We start from the raw sequence: 19,455 nt of genomic DNA, 5'->3' as shown, positions 1-19,455 counted from the left end.
CAGACCGGCAGCCCGACGACGCAGAGGTGAGGACGATGACCACGACGACCGGCCGAGGAGCGCTCTTCGGCTTCTTCGTCACCGCCACGGCGGTGACGGTCGCACTCGCCGCCGCCTGCCGGACGGCGGTCGCGCAGCTCGAGCGCTCTGACCCCGGCTCGGTCCTGCTCGCCCTGTGCGCCGTCGCTGCCTGCGCGGGTGCCGGATGGCTCTGCGCGCTGAGCGGGCTCCACCTCGTCGCCACGCTGCCGGGCCGGCTCGGGCGTCTCGTGACGCGCCTGGCCGACCGGGTCACCCCCGCCGTCCTGCGCCAGGGTCTCGCCGTCGTCGTCACGACGAGCAGCGTCGCCGTGGTCCTGCCCGGTGCGAGCGTGTCCGCGAGCGCCGCGACGACCGGCACGCCCGGTCGTGGCAGCGGGGACCTCGCAGGCCCGTCCTCGGCCCCCGCTCCAGACCCGGGGTGGCGTGCCACCGCGCCCACCTCGGTCCCCGACGCCTCCTGGCGGGCGACGGCGGTGCCGCACGAGAGGTCGGCCGCTCCCCCCGGCGTCGCACCGTCGGCGGGCTGGACCCCCCACCGCCCGCGGCCGGTGCAGCAGCCCTCGCTCGAGGTCATCGGTGGCCGAGCGGCCCCGGCGCACGAGCCGCGCGTGAGCCACGTCGTGCGCCGCGGCGACTGCCTGTGGGACGTCGTCGAGCGTCACCTCGGGTCCCGCGCGACCCCGGAGGAGGTCGCCGCGACCCTGCCGCACTGGTACGAGACCAACCGGGCCGTCATCGGCGACGACCCCGACCTCGTGCTGCCGGGCACCGTCCTGCACGCACCCGACCCGCTGCCCGCCGCGGGGTGGACCGCGCGATGAGCACGCCCATCCACATCGTCCCCGCGCCCTCGGCGCGGCCGGTCGGCGTCCCGCTCCCCACCCGCGACGAGGCGGACCGGCGCGACCCTCGCACCCCCTACGTCCAGGACGCGCTGGCCGTCGACTTCCGGATGGCCAGCGACGAGGCCGTCTTCGGCATCCAGCCGACCCCGGCCGACGAGCTCCCCGACGCCCAGGCCTGGGCGGCCCACGTGGGCCAGGCCGTCGTCGAGGTCATGCACGGAGCGCGGCCGCCGGCACAGGTGCTGCGGTGGACCTCCCCCGAGGTCTACACCGTCGTCGCGCGCCGCGGCGCGCTCGCCGCCCGACGGGCGGGTCACCCCCTTCGTCAGGGCGAAGGGGTGGTCCGCCGCGTCCGGGTCCGCACCGCGCGGGTCTGCCACCCGCGCGACGACGTCGCCGAGGCCAGCCTCGTCGTGCACGACGGCGGGCGGCTGCGCGCCATGGCGATACGGCTGGAGGGCCGTGACGGACGCTGGGTCGTCACGGCCCTCCAGGTGGCCTGAGGGCGGGGGCTCACAGCCCGTCGCGCTTGGTCGTCACCGCTTCTTGCGCTGCTTCTTCGCGGCGGCGCGACGCTCCGAGCGCGAGCTGCCGGCGGTGACGGTCTCGTCGTCGTCGCGCTCCTCGACGCTGCCGTCCTCGGACGGGGCCGAGTAGTGCAGGTTGCGCGCGCTCGGCTCGTCCTCGAGCCCCTTCGCCCGGATCGCCGGACGCTCGTGGGCGACGTCGCCCTCGCCCTCGCCCGAGCCGGAGCCGATGAGGTCGGAGACGCTCATCGGGGCGGCGCCGACGCTCGTGCGCTGGTCGACCTCGACCTCGGCGTTGAAGAGATAGCCGACGCTCTCCTCCTTGATCGCCTCGTTCATCGCCTCGAAGAGCTGGAAGCCCTCGCGCTGGTACTCGACGAGCGGGTCGCGCTGGGCCATCGCCCGCAGGCCGATGCCCTCCTTGAGGTAGTCCATCTCGTAGAGGTGCTCGCGCCACTTGCGGTCGAGGACCGACAGCACGACGCGTCGCTCGAGCTCGCGCGCCACCGGCGGGGTGAGCTCGGCCTCGCGGCGGTCGTACGCCTCGTGGATGTCGGTGACGACCTCCTCGCGCAGGTTCGTCGCCGTGAGCTTGGTGAGGCCGCCGGCCCGCTCGAGCAGGTCCTCCTTGGTGAAGGAGATCGGGTAGACCGCGCCGAGCGCCGTGAGCAGTCGGTCGAGGTCCCAGTCCTCGGCGAAGCCCGCCGAGGTCTCCGCGTCGACGTAGCCGCCGGCGACGTCGGTCATGAAGTGACGGACCTGCTCCTCGAGGTCCTCGCCCTTGAGCACCCGGCGCCGCTCGTCGTAGACGACGGTGCGCTGGCGGTTGAGGACGTCGTCGTACTTGAGGACGTTCTTGCGGGTCTCGAAGTTCTGCCCCTCGAGCTGGCTCTGCGCCGACTCGATCGAGCGCGAGAGCAGCTTGCCCTCGATGGGGGTGTCGTCGTCGATCTTCGCCGTCGCCATGACGCGGTCGACGAAGCCGGCGTTGAAGAGCCGCATGAGGCTGTCCTGCAGCGAGAGGTAGAAGCGGGACTCGCCCGGGTCGCCCTGACGGCCGGAGCGACCGCGCAGCTGGTTGTCGATGCGGCGCGACTCGTGCCGCTCGGTGCCCAGGACGTACAGGCCACCGAGCTCGGTGACCTCCTCGTGCTCGGACTCGACGGCCTTCTCGGCGGCGGCGAGCGCGTCGTCCCACGCCGCCTCGTACTCCTCCGGGGTCTCCTCGGGGTCCAGGCCGCGCTTCTTCAGCTCGGCGACCGCGCGGAACTCCGGGTTGCCGCCGAGCATGATGTCGGTGCCTCGACCGGCCATGTTCGTCGCGACGGTGACGGCGCCCTTGCGCCCCGCGTCGGCGACGATCGCGGCCTCGCGCTCGTGGTGCTTGGCGTTGAGGACCTCGTGCTTCACGCCGCGCTTGGTCAGCTCGGCGGAGAGGTACTCGCTCTTCTCGACGCTCGTCGTGCCGACGAGGACCGGCTGGCCCTCCTCGTACTTGTCGGCGATGTCGTCGACGACCGCGCGGAACTTCGCCTCCTCCGTGCGGTAGACGAGGTCGGCCTGGTCCTTGCGGACCATCGGGCGGTTCGTGCGGATCGGCACGACACCGAGCTGGTAGATCGAGTGCAGCTCGGCGGCCTCGGTCTGGGCGGTGCCCGTCATGCCGGAGAGCTTGTCGTAGAGCCGGAAGTAGTTCTGCAGGGTGATCGTCGCCAGGGTCTGGTTCTCGTTCTTGATCTCCACACCCTCCTTGGCCTCGATCGCCTGGTGCATGCCCTCGTTGTAGCGACGCCCCTTGAGGATGCGACCGGTGTGCTCGTCGACGATGAGGACCTCGCCGTCGATGACAACGTAGTCCTTGTCGCGCTTGAAGAGCTCCTTGGCCTTGATCGCGTTGTTGAGGTACCCGATGAGGGGGGTGTTGACGCTCTCGTAGAGGTTGTCGATGCCGAGGGCGTCCTCGATCTTCTCGATGCCCGGCTCGAGCACGCCGATCGTGCGCTTCTTCTCGTCGACCTCGTAGTCGCCGGTCGCCGCGATGCCCTTGAGGGTGTCGGCGGCGGTGCCGCGCTCGAGCTTCGTGACGAGCTTGGCGAACTCGACGTACCACTTCGTCGGCTGGTCGGCCGGCCCCGAGATGATGAGCGGCGTGCGCGCCTCGTCGATGAGGATCGAGTCGACCTCGTCGACGATGCAGAAGTTGTGGCCGCGCTGCACGAGGTCGTCGACCTTGTTGGCCATGTTGTCGCGCAGGTAGTCGAAGCCGAACTCGTTGTTCGTGCCGTAGGTGATGTCCTTCGCGTACTCCGCGCGGCGCTCCTCCGGCGTCATGTGCGACAGGATGCAGCCGGTCTCGAGCCCCAGGGCGCGGTGGACTCGACCCATGAGGTCCGCCTGGTACTGCGCGAGGTAGTCGTTGACGGTGATGACGTGCACGCCCTTGCCCTCGAGCGCGTTGAGATAGCTCGGCAGGGTGGCGACGAGGGTCTTGCCCTCACCGGTCTTCATCTCCGCGACGTTGCCCAGGTGGAGCGCGGCGCCACCCATGACCTGCACGTCGAAGTGGCGCTTGCCGATGGTGCGGCGGGACGCCTCGCGCACGGCCGCGAAGGCCTCGGGGAGGATGTCGTCCAGCGTCTCGCCGTCGGCGAGGCGAGCGCGGAACTTCTCCGTCTCACCTCGCAGCTCGGCGTCGCTCATCGCCTCGAAGTCCTCCTCGACGGCGGCGACCTGCGCGGCGATGCCCTCCAGCCGCTTGACGACCCGGCCCTCACCGGCACGCAGCAGCTTCTCGACGATCTTCACGGGTATGTCTCTCCTGACGACGACATCCGACCCGCGGCGAGACCCTGCAGCCTCGGGGGTCGTGGACTGTGGGTCAGGTTAGTCCCTCGCCACAGCAGCGCCCAACGAAGAGGGTCGCGCGGCGGTTCCCCCTTCGCCCGCAGGGCAATTGACTTGCCCCCCACGGGGATGGGCGGCGAGGGTGACGCCATGACGAGCAGCTACCCGCAGTGCGTGCCGGTCCTCGACGACGGGCGCGTCCGGCTGCGCGCGATGACGCCGGCCGACCTGCCGGCCGTCGTCGAGCAGAGCACCGACCCCGAGACCCTGCGGTGGACCACCGTGCCGAGCCCGTACGGCCCGGACGACGCCGCCGAATTCCTCGAGCACATCGGCTCGCAGTGGGAGGACGAAGGGGGTGTGCGCATCTTCGTCGTCGAGCTCACCGGGGGCGACGGCGAGGAGGAAGCCCCCTTCGCCGGGCTGCTCGACCTGCGCCCCGGCCCCTCGCTGCAGCACCCGTGGGAGGTCGGCTTCGCCACCCACCCGGCGGTGCGCGGCCGCGGCGTGATGACGGCCGCGATGCGTCTCGGGGCGGCATGGGCCTTTGAGCAGGGCGCGCCGAGCCTGTACTGGTACGCCAACGTCGGCAACTGGGGCTCGCGGCGCGTCGCGTGGCGGGTCGGCATGACCGACCACGGCACGCTCCCCCAGCGCGTCCCCGGCCGCGACGGGGCGGTGATGGACGCGTGGTGCGCCTCGCTGCTCCCCGGGCAGGAGATGAGCCCGCGCACCCCGTGGGTCGTCCCGCCGGTGCTCACCGACGGCTCAGTCCGGCTGCGCCCGTGGCGGGACGACGACCGGGCGAGCGTCCAGGAGCCGGACCACCCGAGCCACCACGTGCCGGCCCGCGCCCTGCCGACGGCGCAGACGTGGGACGCGTGGCTCGACCGCCGCCGGCACGCCATGGCGAGCGGGTCGGGGGTCAACTGGTGCGTCGCCGACGCGCAGAGCGACGTCGCCCTCGGCGAGGTGCTCGTCTTCGTGCACGGCGGCACCCTCGCCGACGGTGACACCGCCGAGCTCGGCTACTTCCTCTACCCCCGGGCCCGAGGTCGCGGAGTGGCCAAGGCCGCCGCCGCCCTCGCCGCGGAGCACGCCCTGACCCCGCGCGAGTCCGGCGGGCTCAGTCTGCGCCGGCTCGTCGCGCAGACCGCCGCCGACAACGCGGCGAGCAACGCCGTCCTCTCCTTCGCCGGGTTCTCCCGCTGGGGCCACGAGGCGGCCGCCACCGCCCCCGACGGGTCGGTGGGACCGGCCGACCACTGGGAGCGGGTCCGCCCCTAGGCCACGCCGGCGACCGCGCCGAGCTCGAGCCAGCGCGCCATGAGGTCGAGCTCGGCGTCGAGCTCCGCACGGTCCTGCACTCCCCCGCGCCCGCTCTCCCAGCCGACCCGGTGCACCCGCAGGACGCCCGCGGCGCGGTCGGCCTTGAGGTCGACCCGCCCGACGAGGGCGTCGCCGAGCAGGAAGGGCAGCACGTAGTAGCCGTGCACCCGCTTCGGAGCCGGGGTGTAGATCTCGAGGCGGTAGTGGAAGTCGAAGAGCGCCTCGAGCCGGGGGCGGTGCCAGACGGCGGAGTCGAAGGGGGACAGCAGCGCGCGCCCGGAGACCGACCGGGGGCGCCGCGCGGCGGCGTGGAGATAGGCCGGGGCGGACCAGCCCTCGACCCGCACCTCCTCGACCTCGCCCGCGGCGACGAGCCGCTCCAGCGCCGGCAGCGCGTGCTCGCGCCGGATGCGGAAGTAGTCGGCGATGCTCGCGACGTCCGCGACGCCGAGGGCGCGCGTCGAGATGCGCACGAGCTCGTCGTACGCGTCCTGCGGTCCGAGCCGCTGCGAGGGGTCGAGCCACCGGGCGGCGTCCGCGGGCGGCACGACGCGGGACAGGCCGGCGTAACGCCGCTCGAACTGGCGGGTGCGGCCGGCGCTGGAGATCCGTCCGGTCCAGAAGAGGTGCTCGAGCGCGTTCTTCACCAGCGACCAGTTCCACCCCCAGCCGCCCTCGGCGCGGGGGGCGTCGTGCTCGAGCGCGGCCTCGATCTCTCGGGCGGTGCGGGGGCGGCCGGCCTCGACCTCGGCGAGGACCGCGGCCACGAGATCGGGGTGCTCCTGGGCGACCCTGCGCATGCCGCCCCACGAGTCCTCCTCGCCGCGCCGCATCCGCGGGTGCTCCATGAGCGGCCAGGTGCTCGGCGGCAGCAGGCTCGCCTCGTGCGCCCAGTACTCGACCATCCGGCGGGGCGCCCGGTCGCGCATGCGGTCGAGCAGCCCCGTGTCGTAGGGGCCGAGCCGCGAGAAGAAGGGCAGGTAGTGGCTGCGGGTGAGGACGTTCACGCTGTCGATCTGGACCAGGCCCACGGTGTCGAGCACCCGACCGAGGTCGCGCACGGTCACCGGGCGCTGCGGACGCGGTGCCGCCAGCCCCTGCGCGGCGAGCGCGACGCGGCGGGCAGCGGGCAGGCCGAGGCGGCGGGGGCCGGGGACCGTGCTCACGCGCGCCGGGCGTCGCCGGGGCGCTCACCCGTCACGCCGTGGCGCAGGGCGTACGTCGCCGCCTCGACCCGCGAGGTGAGCACGAGCTTGTCGAGGATGTTGCGCACGTGGTTCTTCACGGTGTTCTCCGCGATGAAGAGCTCCTGGGCGATGTCGCGGTTGCGCCTGCCCAGGGCCAGCAGGGCGAGGACCTCGCGCTCCCGGGCGGTCAGCTCCCGCTGCTGCACCGGCTCGCGGACCGGCTCTCCGTGGCTGACCATCGTCAGCTTCATCGAGTCGTACGCGGCGAGCAGCAGCGGGCCGAGGTCCTCGGCGGCCACCGGCTCGCCCGCGTGCACGGCGCACACCGCGGCGAGGAGCTCCTCGCCGGTGCACTCGCGCAGCAGGTAGCCGGCCGCAGGCGGGACCCCTTCGCCGAAGACGTGCTCGTCGGTCACCGAGACGAGGACGAGCACCCGGGCCGAGGGGCAGGCCTGCTGCAACCGCAGGAGCAGGTCGGCCAGGAGCATGCCGACGACGTTGCTGTCGACGACGACGACGTGGGGCTCGAGCCCGGGGGCGACGGCCAGGGCCTCGGCACCCGTGGCGGCGTCGACGACCTCGTCGAAGGCGTCCGCTCCACCGAGCGCGGCGCGCAGGCCCAGGCGGTACAGGGGGTACCTGCACACGAGGAGCACCCGGATCGGCTCAGTCATGCAGGACATCATGCAGGAGCGGGGACGCGCCGACCGGCGTCGTCCCCGCCCCTTGTGCGTACAGGCTCTCGCTCGCGCTAGCCGCGGGCCCCCTGGCCGGCGGTGGCTGGCTCGGGCGCGGGCGCTCCGTCGGCGGCGGCCTCGAGGTGCAGGACGCCGTACGACCAGCCGCGGCGGCGGTAGACGACGCTCGGCCGATCGGTGTCGCTGTCGTGGAAGAGGTAGAAGTCGTGGCCGACGAGCTCCATCTCGCGCAGCGCGGCCTCGAGGGTCATCGGGGCGCTGACGTGGACCTTCTCGCGGACCTCGATGGGGCTGTTGCCGACCGCGCCGAAGAGGTCGGGGCCGTCGTCGGTCGTGCTGTCCCCGTCGAGCACGGGCTCGGGGGCCTGCAGCCCGGCCGTCGCCTCCGCCACTGAGACCGGGGCCTTGCGCCCGCGGTGCACCTTGCGGCGGTCGTGCGCGCGACGCAGCCGCTCCATGAGCTTGTCGGTCGCGAGGTCGACGGCTGCCTGCCGGTCGTCATGACACGCCTCGGCTCTGATCACCGGACCCTTCGAGCGACAGGTGATCTCGACGCGCTCCGAGGTCTTGGACTGCCGGGGGTTGGTCTCGTGGCTCACGAGCACCTCCACCCTCTGCATCCGTGGCTCGAGCTGGGTCACCTTGTCGAGCTTCTCGGCGACGTACTCGCGCAGTCGGTCGGAAACGTTGACGTGCCGTCCGGTGACGACGATCTCCATCGGTCCTCCTTGGGACGAGGGGGTACGTGGTGGTGGCGTGCTAGGCCTGACGCGCTGGGTCCCACCCCCTTCGCCGCCGCCGCCGACCACTGGTCGGGGCAGACGCAGAGAACCCCCGTGGTCCGCGGTCGCCGCGTGCCTGGGGGTCCATGACGACACGTTAGACCCCAACGGGTGCACTCGCCAGGGCGGGTCCCTCCCTGTCTGAGCGCAGCGGGGTCGCGAGGGCGCAGGCAGCGACGACACGGGCCGCCCCGGCTCGCCGCAGGGCCCGCGTCGCCTCGGCCAGGGTGCTGCCGGAGGTGACGACGTCGTCGACGAGCACGCACGTCGCGCCGACGAGCAGCCCTGTGCCGCAGGGGCTCACGTGCATCGCCCCGTCGAGGTTGGCTCGGCGCCCGGCTCCGCCGAGGGTCGCCTGGTCACGGACCCCGCGGCGCAGCCGGAGCAGGTCGACGACGCGCGCCTCCTCGGGTCGCAGGCCGGCGACCGCACGTCGTGCGAGCGCCTGGACCGGTCGGTCGCCGCGGGCGCGAGCGGTGCCCGGCGCGCTCGGGGCCGGCACGACGAGGAGACCCCCGCCGGCCGCGGTTCGGGCGGTCGTCGGGTCGGCTCGCAGCACCGCGTCGAGCGCACGGGCCAGCGGCAGGGCGAGGACCGGCGCGAGGTCACGCCGGTCACCGTCCTTGTAGGCGCGCACGAGGGCCGCGGCCACCCCTTCGTAGGCCCCGCCGGCCCAGCACGGCGGCCACCCCGGTGGCATCGGCCGGGGCACGACGACGCGCGGACGCGGCGAGAGCGCGGCGGCGCACGACGCGCACAGCGGGGCGCCGGTGTCCCCGCAGCCCGGGCACGCGGCGGGCAGGACGAGGTCGAGGGCCGCGGCGAGGAGGTCTCTCACCCCGCCATCCTCGTGCGGCGCTCCTCCGCCGCGGGAGCGGACGACGGCGGTGTGGACGACGGCTCGGCGCAGCGAGGTCCTGTGGACGGACCCGTGGTGGGGGGTACCGCGGTCAGGGGATGCTGCGAGTCAGGACGACGGGACGACGACGGTGCCGGTGACGCCGAGCGCGCTCCAGCTCGCCCCGACCCGGCTGTACGTGCGACCCGACGAGGTCGTCACGTAGAGCTCGCGCTCGCCACCGGTCGTCGCGATCGAGCGGGCCGATGTCACCGCGGCGAGGGCCTCGATCTGGCCGCCGACCTCGACGATGAGCGGGCGCACGGCCTTGTCCGTCGACCGGCGTCCCAGGACGCCCAGCGTCGTCGGGGTGATCCACGTGAGGTCTCTCGCCTGCTCGACCGACGCCGCGACCTGCAGCGACTGGGTCGCCGTCGACGTCGGCAGGCCGTTGGGCTGGCGGGCGATGCCGCTCACCTGGATCTGCACGTCGCCACCCCCGTCGTCGGTCGAGATCGCGGCGAGGCAGGTGCTGTCCGGGCTCACCGAGATCGCGATCGGCCGGCGGCCGGTGAGCCACGGCGCAGGCACCTCCGCCGGCTCGGCGTCGGGCTCGGAGGGGTCGACGGCGGTGTTGATGACCCACAGCCGCGAGGAGTCGAGCTCGCCGCGCCCGGCGACCCACAGCACCCCCGACGCGTCGTAGACGGGGCGGGTCATGTGGGTGGCGAACTGCTCGACGGGCACCGAGGTCTTGTCGTCGAACCAGCGCACGAGCTCCAGGCCCGAGCCGCGGACCCCGGCGATCTCCTTGCCGTCGAGGCTCACCGCGAGCCGGGCCCAGCGGGTCGGCACCTCAGAGAAGGGGCTCTCCCGGGCGGCGACGTCGGTGTCCGTGGCTGCGCCCACCTGCCGCAGCGGCACGGGCACGGCCCGCTCGTCCTCGCGCACGATCGCGTACTGGCCGTCCGGCAAGCCCACCTCGACGAAGCCGAACTGCGCCGGGCTCGTGAGCGGCGGCTCGATGCCGGGCAGGTCGAGGGTGGAGCCGGCGACGCTCAGGGCGACCTGGGTGACGGCCGGCAGCTGCATGAGCGAGGCGACGAGCTGGGCGGCGAAGTTCTTGCGCACCGTCGGGTCGCTCGACAGGTCGGTCTTGAGGTCGACCTGGGCGACGCCGTCGATGACCGGCACCGCGTCGACGGTGAGGCGCGCGTCGGCGTCGGTCTGGACCGCCCCGGCCAGGTAGCCCGGCACGTCGCCGAGCTGGGCCCGCACGAGACGGGTGGCCTCCTGGTCGCTGGGGATCCAGCGCAGGTCGGGCACGAGCCTGTTCCACCCGATCGCCGCGTAGTGCACGCGGTAGCGCCGGTACATCTGGTCGACGCGCGAGGAGGGCAGCAGCCGCCCGAAGTCCTGCTGGACCTTCGAGATCCGCCACTCCCCGTCGACCCGGCTCACCCCGAAGCGCACGATCGCGCCGTCGCTGGCCTTGGCGAGCGAGTAGCGGCCGTCGGCGTCGATGCGGGCGGCGACACGGGTCTGCACGTGCATGGTGCCGTCGCCCTCGGAGCGGATCTGCGGCAGGTCCTGGGCCTGCACGATGGTCTGCGCGTCGTCGGGGTTCCACGCGCTCGACGCCTCGGGCGTGAGATAGCTGCGGGCCACCGACAGCCCGCTGCCGGTCGACGCGCCGGCGAGCAGGAAGCCCTGGACGAGCTCGGCCGGGGTCATGCCCGCGCGCGGGGGCTCGGGCTGGTACTGGATCTCCTCGCGGTCCTGGGCCGCGTCGACCTCGAGCCCCGGGCGCACGGTGTCGTCGACCGACAGACCGCACGCGGTGAGCGCCCCGACACCGCCCGCGCCGAGCGCGAGGCGCAGGACGGCCCGGCGGGGCAGGCCCGGCCGCTCGACAGGGGTCACGAGGTCCCCCCTTCGCTCCTCGCCAGACGCGGCGAGGGGTCCGCCGCCATCTCCGTGGGGGTGAGCGGGAGGGCGGCGGTCTGGATGCGCGACTCCGGGGTCTTGGGCAGGGTGAGGCGGAAGCGCGAGCCCTGGCCCGGCTCGCCCCAGGCCTGGAGCCAGCCGTGGTGGAGGCGGGCGTCCTCGAGCGAGATCGCCAGCCCGAGCCCGGTGCCGCCCGTCGTGCGGGCGCGGGCCGGGTCGGCCCGCCAGAAGCGGTTGAAGACGAGCGACGCCTCGCCGGCGCGCAGGCCGACCCCGTGGTCCTCGACGACGACGCTCACCGAGTCGTCGTTCTCGCCGACGTGCACCGTCACCGGGCGGCCCTCGCCGTGCTCGACGGCGTTGACGACGAGGTTGCGCAGGATCCGCTCGATGCGACGGCTGTCGACCTCGGCGATGGCCGTCGTGCCGGTCCGCACGACGCCCACCTCGGACCCGCGCACGCGGGCGATCGGCTCGGCAGAGGCGATGGCGCGGTCGACGACGGCGTAGATGTCGGTGGGCTCGAGCTCGAGCACGGCGGCGCCGGCGTCGTGACGGCTGATCTCGAGCAGGTCGGCGAGCAGCGCCTCGAAGCGCTCGAGCTCGGTGACGAGCAGCTCGGCCGAGCGGGCCGCGACGGGGTCGAGCTCGTCCTTGCTCGACATGAGGACGTCGGCCGCCATGGTGATCGTCGTCAGCGGGGTGCGCAGCTCGTGCGAGACGTCGGAGACGAAGCGCTGCTGGACGCGCGAAAGCCCCTCGAGCTGACGGATCTGGGCCTGGAGGCTGTCGGCCATGTCGTTGAAGGAGCGGCCGAGCTGGGCCAGGTCGTCGTGGCCGCGTGCGCTCATCCGCTCGTTGAGGTGGCCCGAGGACAGGCGCTCGGAGACCGCGGCCGCGCGACGCACCGGCGAGACGACCTGCCGGGTGACGACGAAGGCGACGGCCGAGACGAGCAGGACGAGCGAGAGCGCGCCGAGGACGAAGGAGCGGGTGATCGTCGCGAGCGTGCGCTCCTCCTGCTCCATCGGGTAGACGAGGTAGACGTCGTAGGCACCGGCGGTCGGCACGGTGATCTGCGAGCCGACGACGACGGCGGGGATGGTCTCCTCGCTCGACAGCCCCGTGAGCGCACCCGCGCTCTGCCCCTCGCGGCGCAGGTCGATCGTCGTCGTCTGCTGGCGCTCCGGGTCGGCGGCGACGGCCTGGCGCAGCTCGGGCGGGATGTCGTTGAGGTCGACGCCGCTGCCCTTGATGAATCGCGTCTCGAGCGCCGGTCCGGGCTCGTCGTTGTTCTGCGAGCGGGCGAAGACGAAGTAGCGCGAGCGGTCGTCGGCCGGCGGGGCGAGGGTGGAGTTGACGATGTCGTTGACCGCCTGCGACAGCTTCGCCGGGGTTTCCGTCTGGTCGGTCTGGTCGAGCGTCTCCTGCGCGTCCCCGGCGAGCTGACGGGCCTGGGCCTGCGAGGCGCTCACCCGGTCGGCGATGAGCCCCTCGGCGATGGAGCGGTACATCGCCGCGCTGATGAGCGAGACGGTGATGATGCCGAGGACGACGGTCGTCGTCACGACGCGCAGCTGGAGGCTGCGCCGCCACAGGGCGACGATCCGGCGGACCGCTCGGACCGGCAGCGCCGGACGGCTCGGCGGCTCGGGGAGGAGACCCCCGGCCATGGTCAGGCCGGGCCCGCCTTGTAGCCGACGCCCCGGACGGTGACGACGATCTGCGGGTTCTCGGGGTCCTGCTCGATCTTGCTGCGCAGGCGCTGCACGTGGACGTTGACCAGACGGGTGTCACCGGCGTGCCGGTAGCCCCACACCTGCTCGAGGAGGACCTCGCGGGAGAAGACCTGCCACGGCTTGCGGGCGAGGGCGACGAGGAGGTCGAACTCGAGCGGGGTGAGCGAGAGCGGGGTCTCGCCGCGGCGCACGGAGTGGCCGGCGACGTCGATGACGAGGTCGGCGATCTGCAGGCGCTCCGGCTCGGGCTCGTCGCCGCGACGCAGGCGGGCGCGCAGCCGGGCGATGAGCTCCTGGGGCTTGAAGGGCTTGACGACGTAGTCGTCGGCACCGGACTCGAGACCGACGACGACGTCGACGGTGTCGGTACGCGCGGTGAGCATGACGATCGGGACGCCGGACTCCTGGCGGATGCGGCGGCAGATCTCGATGCCGTCCATCCCGGGGAGCATGACGTCGAGCAGCACGAGATCGGGACGCACGTCGCGGAAGACCTCGACAGCCTTCGCCCCGTCGGCGACGTGGCTGACCTCGAGACCTTCCTTCTGGAGCACGATGCCGAGCATCTCGGCGAGCGCCTGGTCGTCGTCGACGACGAGGACACGTCCCTTCACGTCTGTCCCTCCTACGGGTCCCTGCTACCTGTATGGGTCGGCCCCATGGTCGCACAACGGCGGGCCCGGGACTCCCAGGCCCGCCGTCGGCGGAGGCGTCGAAGGGGGACCCGGCGGGGTCCCCCTTCGCGCTCAGTAGCGGTAGTGCTCGGGCTTGTAGGGGCCCGCGACGTCCACGCCGATGTACTCGGCCTGGGCCTTGGTCAGCTCGGTGAGCTCGGCGCCGATGGCGTCGAGGTGCAGCCGCGCGACCTTCTCGTCGAGGTGCTTGGGCAGCACGTAGACCTGCTTGTCGTACTCCCCCGGCTTCGTGAAGAGCTCGATCTGCGCGATCGTCTGGTTCGCGAAGGAGTTGCTCATGACGAAGCTCGGGTGGCCCGTCGCGTTGCCGAGGTTGAACAAGCGCCCCTCGGACAGGACGATGATCGAGCTGCCGCTCTCGAAGGTCCACTCGTGGACCTGCGCCTTGATCTCGGTCTTGACGACGCCGGGGACCTTCGCCAGCCCGGCGATGTCGATCTCGTTGTCGAAGTGGCCGATGTTGGCGACGATCGCCTTGTTCTTCATCTTCTGCATGTGCTCGGCAGTGATGATGTCGAAGTTGCCGGTCGTCGTGATGTAGATGTCGGCGGTCTCGAGGAGGTCCTCGAGACGGGCGACCTGGTAGCCCTCCATCGCGGCCTGCAGCGCGCAGATGGGGTCGACCTCGGTGACGATGACGCGGGCGCCCTGGCCGCGCAGCGCCTCGGCGCAGCCCTTGCCGACGTCGCCGTAGCCGCAGACCACCGCGACCTTGCCGGCTATGAGCACGTCGGTGGCGCGGTTGAGGCCGTCGATGACGGAGTGGCGGCAGCCGTACTTGTTGTCGAACTTCGACTTCGTCACGGAGTCGTTGACGTTGATCGCCGGGAAGAGCAGCTCGCCGGCGCGGGCCAGCTCGTAGAGGCGGTGCACGCCGGTCGTCGTCTCCTCGGTGACGCCCTGGATCTCACCGGCGACGGTGGTCCACTTCTGGGCGTCCTGCTCGAGGGTGCGGCGCACGAGCGCCTTGAAGACGGAGAACTCCTCGGAGTCGTCCTCGGTCGTCGGGGGCACCTGACCGGCGGCCTCCCACTCGCGACCCTTGTGGACGAGCATCGTGGCGTCGCCGCCGTCGTCGAGGATCATGTTCGCGCCCTCGCCGGGCCAGGTGAGGATCTGCTCGGTGCAGTCCCAGTACTCCTCGAGGGTCTCGCCCTTCCAGGCGAAGACCGGCACACCCTGGGGGTCGTCGGCCGTGCCGTGCGGGCCGACGACGACGGCCGCGGCGGCCTCGTCCTGGGTGGAGTAGATGTTGCAGGAGGCCCAGCGGACCTCGGCGCCGAGCGCGGTGAGCGTCTCGATGAGCACGGCGGTCTGCACGGTCATGTGCAGCGAGCCGGCGATGCGCGCGCCCGTGAGGGGCTGGCTGTCGCCGTACTCCTCGCGCAGGCTCATCAGGCCGGGCATCTCGTGCTCGGCGAGACGGATCTGGTGGCGGCCGGCCTCGGCGAGGCCCAGGTCGGCGACCTTGTAGTCGAAGGACACGGGTGTGCTCCTTGGGTGTCGGGTACACGGACCCGGCGCGCCCCTCTGGACTCCACGGGTCATCACCCACGCCGGCCCCTCCAGTGTAGGACCGGCGACGGGGTGCCCCGTCCGCCCGCGGGCGAAGGGGGGAGTGAGCGGGCGACGGGGGGGGTCCCCTTCGCCCGACCCCTCCGACAACACCCTGCTGGCTGCCTTTCGGCAAGCGAGGACCCTTTCGAGACCCTGCTGGCTCATCAAGACCCAGCCAGCAGGGTTTTGTCGGCGCGGCCGATGACGGACGAAGGGGGTCAGCGCACCATCCGCAGCTCTACGGCACCGAGCCCGGGGTGGCGGCCCCGCGACGCTGATGCGCCGGGTCGACGGAGAGCGACCACATCTCGAGCAGGGCAGGTGCGTCCTCGTCGCGGGGCGATCCGGTCGTGCACCACCCCACGGGCCGACCGTCGAGGCGGGCGACGAGGGTCCGGGCGCCTGCGGGCGGCAGGGAGCGGGCGACGGGGGGTCCCCCTTCGCCGTGGTTCGAAGAAGGACCGTCACCTCGAGGTGACGATCCTTCTTCGAACCACGTGGCCGGCGGGAGCCGGACCGCCGTCAGTGCGTGCGGGGAGTCTTCGACTCGGCGGGGGCGTCGTGGCCGGCGTCCTCGCCCTTGCCCTTGCCGAAGGGCAGGACGTGCATGACGGCGACGATGACCGCGCCCCACGCGACGCCGAGGAGGAAGGAGAAGAAGGTGTTGGTCAGCCAGCCGAGCACACCGCCGAGCGCGCCCGTCGCCTCGTGGACGGCCTCCTCGAGGTGGTGGACCCACTCGTAGGGCGCCGCCCACCAGCCCGACTCCTCGAGCCCGACGAGGATGATGTGCCCGCCGACCCAGAGCATCGCGACGGTGCCGATGACCGAGATCGCGGCGAGGACCTTCGGCATCGCGGCGACGAGACCGCGCCCGAGACGCTCGGAGCTCGGGTTCTTCGCCAGGCGCAGGCCGATGTCGTCCATCTTGACGATGAGCGCAACGACGCCGTAGACGACGAGGGTGATGACGACCGCGACGACGGTGAGGATCACCGCGCGCGAGACGAAGCCCTCGGAGGCGACCTCCTTGAGCGCGATGATCATGATCTCGGCCGAGAGGATGAAGTCGGTGCGGATCGCGTTCGAGGTGACCGCGGCCTCCTGGGCCGCCGCGTCCTCCCCCTTCGCCGCGACCGGGTCGCCGTGACCGCCGGAGTGCCCGGAGACCTTCTCCCAGATCTTCTCGGCGCCCTCGTAGCAGAGGTAGGAGCCGCCGAGCATGAGGATCGGGCTGATGATCCACGGCACGAACTGGCTGAGCAGCAGCGCCGCCGGGAGGATGAAGAGGATCTTGTTGCGCAGCGAGCCGATGGCGATCTTCTTGATCATCGGCAGCTCGCGGCTGGGGTCGACGCCCTCGAGGTACTGCGGGGTGACCGCCGTGTCGTCGACGACGACGCCGGCCGACTTCGCCGAGGCACGGCCGGCCGCCGCCGCGACGTCGTCGACACTCGCCGCGGCGAGACGGGCGAGGGCCGCGATGTCGTCGAGCAGGGCGAAGAGGCCGCCGCTCATCGCCGCGCCCCCGGGGTCAGCCGGCGGGCCGGCGAGAGGGGCGCGATGACGAGCGGGTCCGTGAGCACGCTCGCAGGGTACTGCCGAAGGGGGATCAGCCCGGGGTCTGCGCGGAGGCGATGCTCTCCGGGTCCTCGGTCTGCATCGTCTCGAGCAGCCCGAGCGCGGCGTTCTCGACGACCTCGGTGAGCGCCGGGTGGATCCAGTACTGCCCACGGGCGAGGTCGAGCAGCGAGCTGCCGAGCGCGAGGGTCTGCACGACCGGCTGGATGAGGCTCGAGGCCTGCGGCCCCACGACGTGCCCGCCGAGCAGCGCCCCCGTGCGGCGGTCGCCGACGAGCACGCATCGGCTGGTCCGGTCCTCGAGGGCCCACCCGTACGCGGTCGAGCCGTACTCCTGGACCTTGACGACGACGTCGTGACCCGCGTCGCGCGCCTCCTGCGTCGTCATCCCGACCGAGGCGACCTGCGGGTGGGTGAAGACGGCGTACGGCACGGCGTCGTGGATGAAGCAGTGGAGGTCCTCGGGGTGGGCGAGGTTGTGCGCGACGACCCGGGCCTCGTGGTTGGCGACGTGCTTGAGCATGTACGGCGACGAGACGTCGCCGAGCGCCCACACGCCCTCGGCCGTCGTGCGGCCGTGCTCGTCGACGACGACCCGGCCGTCCTGGCGCAGGTCGACACCGGCGAGCTCGGCGCCGAGGTCGTCGGTGCTCGGGCGGCGGCCGGTCGCGACGAGTACCTCGTCGACGACGACCTCGGCGCCGTCGGTGAGGGTGGCGTGGATGCCGTCGTCCTCGCGCCGCAGCGCGGTGACGCTCACCCCCGTGCGCACGTCGTAGCGCTCACGCGCAGCGGCGGTGACGACGGCGCGCACGACGTCGTCGGCCTCACGCAGCAGGTCCTCGCCACGCACCGCGAGGGTGACGGCCGACCCGAAGGCCTCGAAGACGTGGGCCATCTCGAGCGCGATGTACCCGCCGCCGACGACGAGCAGGCGCTCGGGGAGCTCCTCGAGACGCATGATCGTGTCCGAGGTGTGGGTCTCGACGTCGCTCTGCGCGATCTCCGGCGGCACGAAGGCGTGCGACCCGGCGGCGATGACGACCTGGTCGGCGGTGACCTCGACGGCCCCCTCGGGCAGGTCGACGACGAGGCGCCGCGGCCCGACGAAGCGCGCGTGCCCGCGGTAGAGGGTCGTGCGCTCCCCGTCGCGGCGGTAGGCCTCGCCCGCGGCGGCGATGGGGTCGATCCGCCCGAAGACCCGGTCACGGATCGCCGGCCAGTCGGCGCCGTCGAAGCGCGTGCGCACCCCGAGACGCTCCCCCGTCTGCGCGTCGATCGCACGGTCGGCGGGCAGGACGAACATCTTCGTCGGGATGCAGCCGACGTTGAGGCAGGTCCCGCCGAACCACGGTGCGCCCTCGATGATCGCGATGTCGGCGTCGGCGAGCTCGGGCGTGACGAGCGAGTTGCCCGACCCTGACCCGATGATGACGATGTCGTGGTGGGGCATTCAGGCCCTCTCTCCTGTGATGTCGTCCAGACCGGGCACCCGGCCTGGGTCGAGCCCGTGACCGAGCGCGATGTAGGCGGTGGCGAGGTCGAGCATCGCCGCCAGCGAGGCGACCCGCACGAGGTCGGCGCCAGGGCGGGCGTGCTGCTCGACGACCCGGACCCCGCTGCGCTCCGCCGCCCGGCGCACCGAGCGGGTGAGGCTGTGGTCGACGCCCTCGGCCTCGACGCCCTCGGGCTCGCGCAGGAGCACCAGGGCCAGCGGGCGGGCCGGGGCAGCACCATCGAGGTAGGGGTCGGCGAAGACCCCTCCGCCGGACCCGTCGGGCGAGCCCGCGGCCGGCCCGGACAGGCAGGCGACGATCTCACCCGCGTCGTCGGGCAGCCGGCCCCAGGAGGCCGGCACCCGTGAGGTGCGGTGGAGCATCGCGGCCGCCCGGGAGGCGGCGACGGAGGTCACCGGCCCGTCGGCGAGGACGAGCGGCGAGCGGTCCGCGAGGTCGAGCGCGAGGGTCTTGGCCGGGTTGACGAAGTACTCCGCGTCCGGGCGCGCGCGCTCGGCGACCTCGTCGAGGGTGTCGGCGAGCTCGTCGAAGGGGGTGGCCCCCGCCTCGAGCAGACCGGCCAGCTGGAGGGCGCGCAGCACGGGCACGGCGGCGGCCCAGGCGGCGGTGCGCGAGCGGGCGACCCGATGAGTGTGGTCGCTGCGGCCGGTGACCTCGACGTGCACGCCGCGGGCTCGGGCGGCGGCGTCGGCGAGCGGGCCGCCCGGCGCACCGACGGTGAGCACGCTCGCGCCGCGGCGGGCGGCCTCGTAGGCCTGGGCGACAGGTCCGTCTGCCGCGCCGCTCAGCGAGATCGCGACGACGAGGTCGAGCGGGCCGATCCAGCCGGGCAGGGCGCTGCCCGCACCCGTCGTCACGAGGACACCGGAGTGCCGGGTCAGCGAGCAGGCGAGGTCGGCAGCCAGCCGGGTGCCCCCGACGGCGACGACGTGCACGGCGCGCGGACGGTCGGCCGCGAGACGCCGCAGCGGCTCGGCGAGGTCGCCGTCGACACGACCGGTGACCTCGCGCACGAGCGCACCTGCCCCGGCGAGCGAGCGCAGGTAGTCCGTGCGGTCCACCTCGTCACGACGACCGGGGTCGTCGAGGAGGGTCTCGTCGAAGGGGTGCACGGCCGGGGGCCTAGGAGCCGTCGGTCCCGGGTCGGCGGGCCTCGTCGACGAGCAGCACGGGGATGCCGTCCTCGACCCGGTAGGCCAGGCCGCACGTCGGGTCGACGCAGACGAGCTCGGGCCCGGCAGGCCCCTGCTCGTCGCGCAGCTCGCTGCGGCAGGCGGGGCAGCGCAGGATCTCGCGCAGCCAGGGCTCGATGGTGGTGCTCATGGGT

At 73.1% G+C, this 19,455-nt stretch carries 17 protein-coding genes; 3 read left to right on the top strand and 14 right to left on the bottom strand.

Annotation, left to right across the window (positions count from 1 at the left end; genetic code table 11):
* Positions 1–35 precede the first annotated feature (35 nt).
* Entirely contained in the window at positions 36–863 is an 828-nt protein-coding gene (locus EEW87_RS00545) for a LysM peptidoglycan-binding domain-containing protein (protein WP_148041524.1), read from the top strand.
* The gene (locus tag EEW87_RS00540; RefSeq protein WP_123091535.1) at positions 860–1,390 is read left to right on the top strand and encodes an Rv3235 family protein; all 531 of its coding nucleotides are present in this window, start codon (positions 860–862) and stop codon (positions 1,388–1,390) included. Before EEW87_RS00545 ends, EEW87_RS00540 begins: the two co-directional genes overlap by 4 nt.
* 33 nt (positions 1,391–1,423) lie before the next feature.
* Here the strand turns inward: EEW87_RS00540 and secA are convergent, their stop codons facing one another.
* Positions 1,424–4,219 carry a preprotein translocase subunit SecA gene (secA, locus tag EEW87_RS00535; protein WP_123091092.1) on the bottom strand — a complete coding sequence of 932 codons (2,796 nt, stop codon included), beginning with the start codon at positions 4,217–4,219 and terminating at the stop codon, positions 1,424–1,426.
* 189 nt (positions 4,220–4,408) lie between these two features.
* On the opposite strand from secA, the gene EEW87_RS00530 reads away from it, so the two are divergent.
* Entirely contained in the window at positions 4,409–5,545 is a 1,137-nt protein-coding gene (locus tag EEW87_RS00530; protein ID WP_163562353.1) for a GNAT family N-acetyltransferase, read from the top strand.
* Here the strand turns inward: EEW87_RS00530 and EEW87_RS00525 are convergent.
* The 13 genes from EEW87_RS00525 to EEW87_RS00465 form a co-directional block, all read right to left on the bottom strand.
* The gene (locus EEW87_RS00525; protein WP_123091094.1) at positions 5,542–6,753 is read right to left on the bottom strand and encodes a winged helix-turn-helix domain-containing protein; all 1,212 of its coding nucleotides are present in this window, start codon (positions 6,751–6,753) and stop codon (positions 5,542–5,544) included. The two genes, EEW87_RS00530 and EEW87_RS00525, sit on opposite strands and share 4 nt — an antisense overlap.
* Positions 6,750–7,448, bottom strand: a complete 699-nt coding sequence (locus EEW87_RS00520; protein ID WP_123091095.1) for a LuxR C-terminal-related transcriptional regulator — start codon at positions 7,446–7,448, stop codon at positions 6,750–6,752. Before EEW87_RS00520 ends, EEW87_RS00525 begins: the two co-directional genes overlap by 4 nt.
* Positions 7,449–7,525: 77 nt before the next feature.
* Entirely contained in the window at positions 7,526–8,191 is a 666-nt protein-coding gene (hpf, locus tag EEW87_RS00515; RefSeq protein ID WP_123091096.1) for a ribosome hibernation-promoting factor, HPF/YfiA family, read from the bottom strand.
* A gap of 160 nt (positions 8,192–8,351) precedes the next feature.
* On the bottom strand, positions 8,352–9,092 hold the full coding sequence (locus EEW87_RS00510; RefSeq protein WP_123091097.1) for a ComF family protein: 741 nt from the start codon (positions 9,090–9,092) through the stop codon (positions 8,352–8,354).
* A gap of 129 nt (positions 9,093–9,221) precedes the next feature.
* Complete coding sequence (locus tag EEW87_RS00505; RefSeq protein WP_123091098.1) at positions 9,222–11,015, bottom strand: LpqB family beta-propeller domain-containing protein; 1,794 nt, start codon at positions 11,013–11,015, stop codon at positions 9,222–9,224.
* On the bottom strand, positions 11,012–12,712 hold the full coding sequence (gene mtrB / locus EEW87_RS00500; RefSeq protein ID WP_123091099.1) for an MtrAB system histidine kinase MtrB: 1,701 nt from the start codon (positions 12,710–12,712) through the stop codon (positions 11,012–11,014). The genes EEW87_RS00505 and mtrB overlap by 4 nt, the downstream gene beginning before the upstream one ends.
* Positions 12,713–12,714: 2 nt before the next feature.
* Entirely contained in the window at positions 12,715–13,392 is a 678-nt protein-coding gene (gene mtrA / locus EEW87_RS00495; protein ID WP_068273529.1) for an MtrAB system response regulator MtrA, read from the bottom strand.
* A 132-nt stretch (positions 13,393–13,524) separates the two neighbouring features.
* Complete coding sequence (ahcY, locus tag EEW87_RS00490) at positions 13,525–14,958, bottom strand: adenosylhomocysteinase (RefSeq protein ID WP_123091100.1); 1,434 nt, start codon at positions 14,956–14,958, stop codon at positions 13,525–13,527.
* Positions 14,959–15,268: 310 nt separating this feature from the next.
* Positions 15,269–15,394 (bottom strand): hypothetical protein, encoded by a 126-nt coding sequence (locus EEW87_RS17240; RefSeq protein WP_404811536.1) that lies wholly within the window; start codon positions 15,392–15,394, stop codon positions 15,269–15,271.
* Positions 15,395–15,552: 158 nt separating this feature from the next.
* Entirely contained in the window at positions 15,553–16,548 is a 996-nt protein-coding gene (locus EEW87_RS00480) for a DUF808 domain-containing protein (protein WP_123091102.1), read from the bottom strand.
* Between the two features lie 94 nt (positions 16,549–16,642).
* Positions 16,643–18,064 (bottom strand): mycothione reductase, encoded by a 1,422-nt coding sequence (locus EEW87_RS00475; RefSeq protein WP_123091103.1) that lies wholly within the window; start codon positions 18,062–18,064, stop codon positions 16,643–16,645.
* A complete protein-coding gene (locus EEW87_RS00470; RefSeq protein WP_123091104.1) occupies positions 18,065–19,240 on the bottom strand; it encodes an SIS domain-containing protein in 1,176 nt (391 codons plus the stop codon).
* 10 nt (positions 19,241–19,250) lie between these two features.
* On the bottom strand, positions 19,251–19,451 hold the full coding sequence (locus EEW87_RS00465) for a Trm112 family protein (RefSeq protein WP_068273517.1): 201 nt from the start codon (positions 19,449–19,451) through the stop codon (positions 19,251–19,253).
* Positions 19,452–19,455 lie beyond the last annotated feature (4 nt).

Source organism: Janibacter melonis, assembly GCF_003721155.3.
Taxonomy (GTDB): Bacteria; Actinomycetota; Actinomycetes; order Actinomycetales; family Dermatophilaceae; genus Marihabitans; species Marihabitans melonis.
This window is presented reverse-complemented; position numbering and strand designations above follow the sequence as displayed.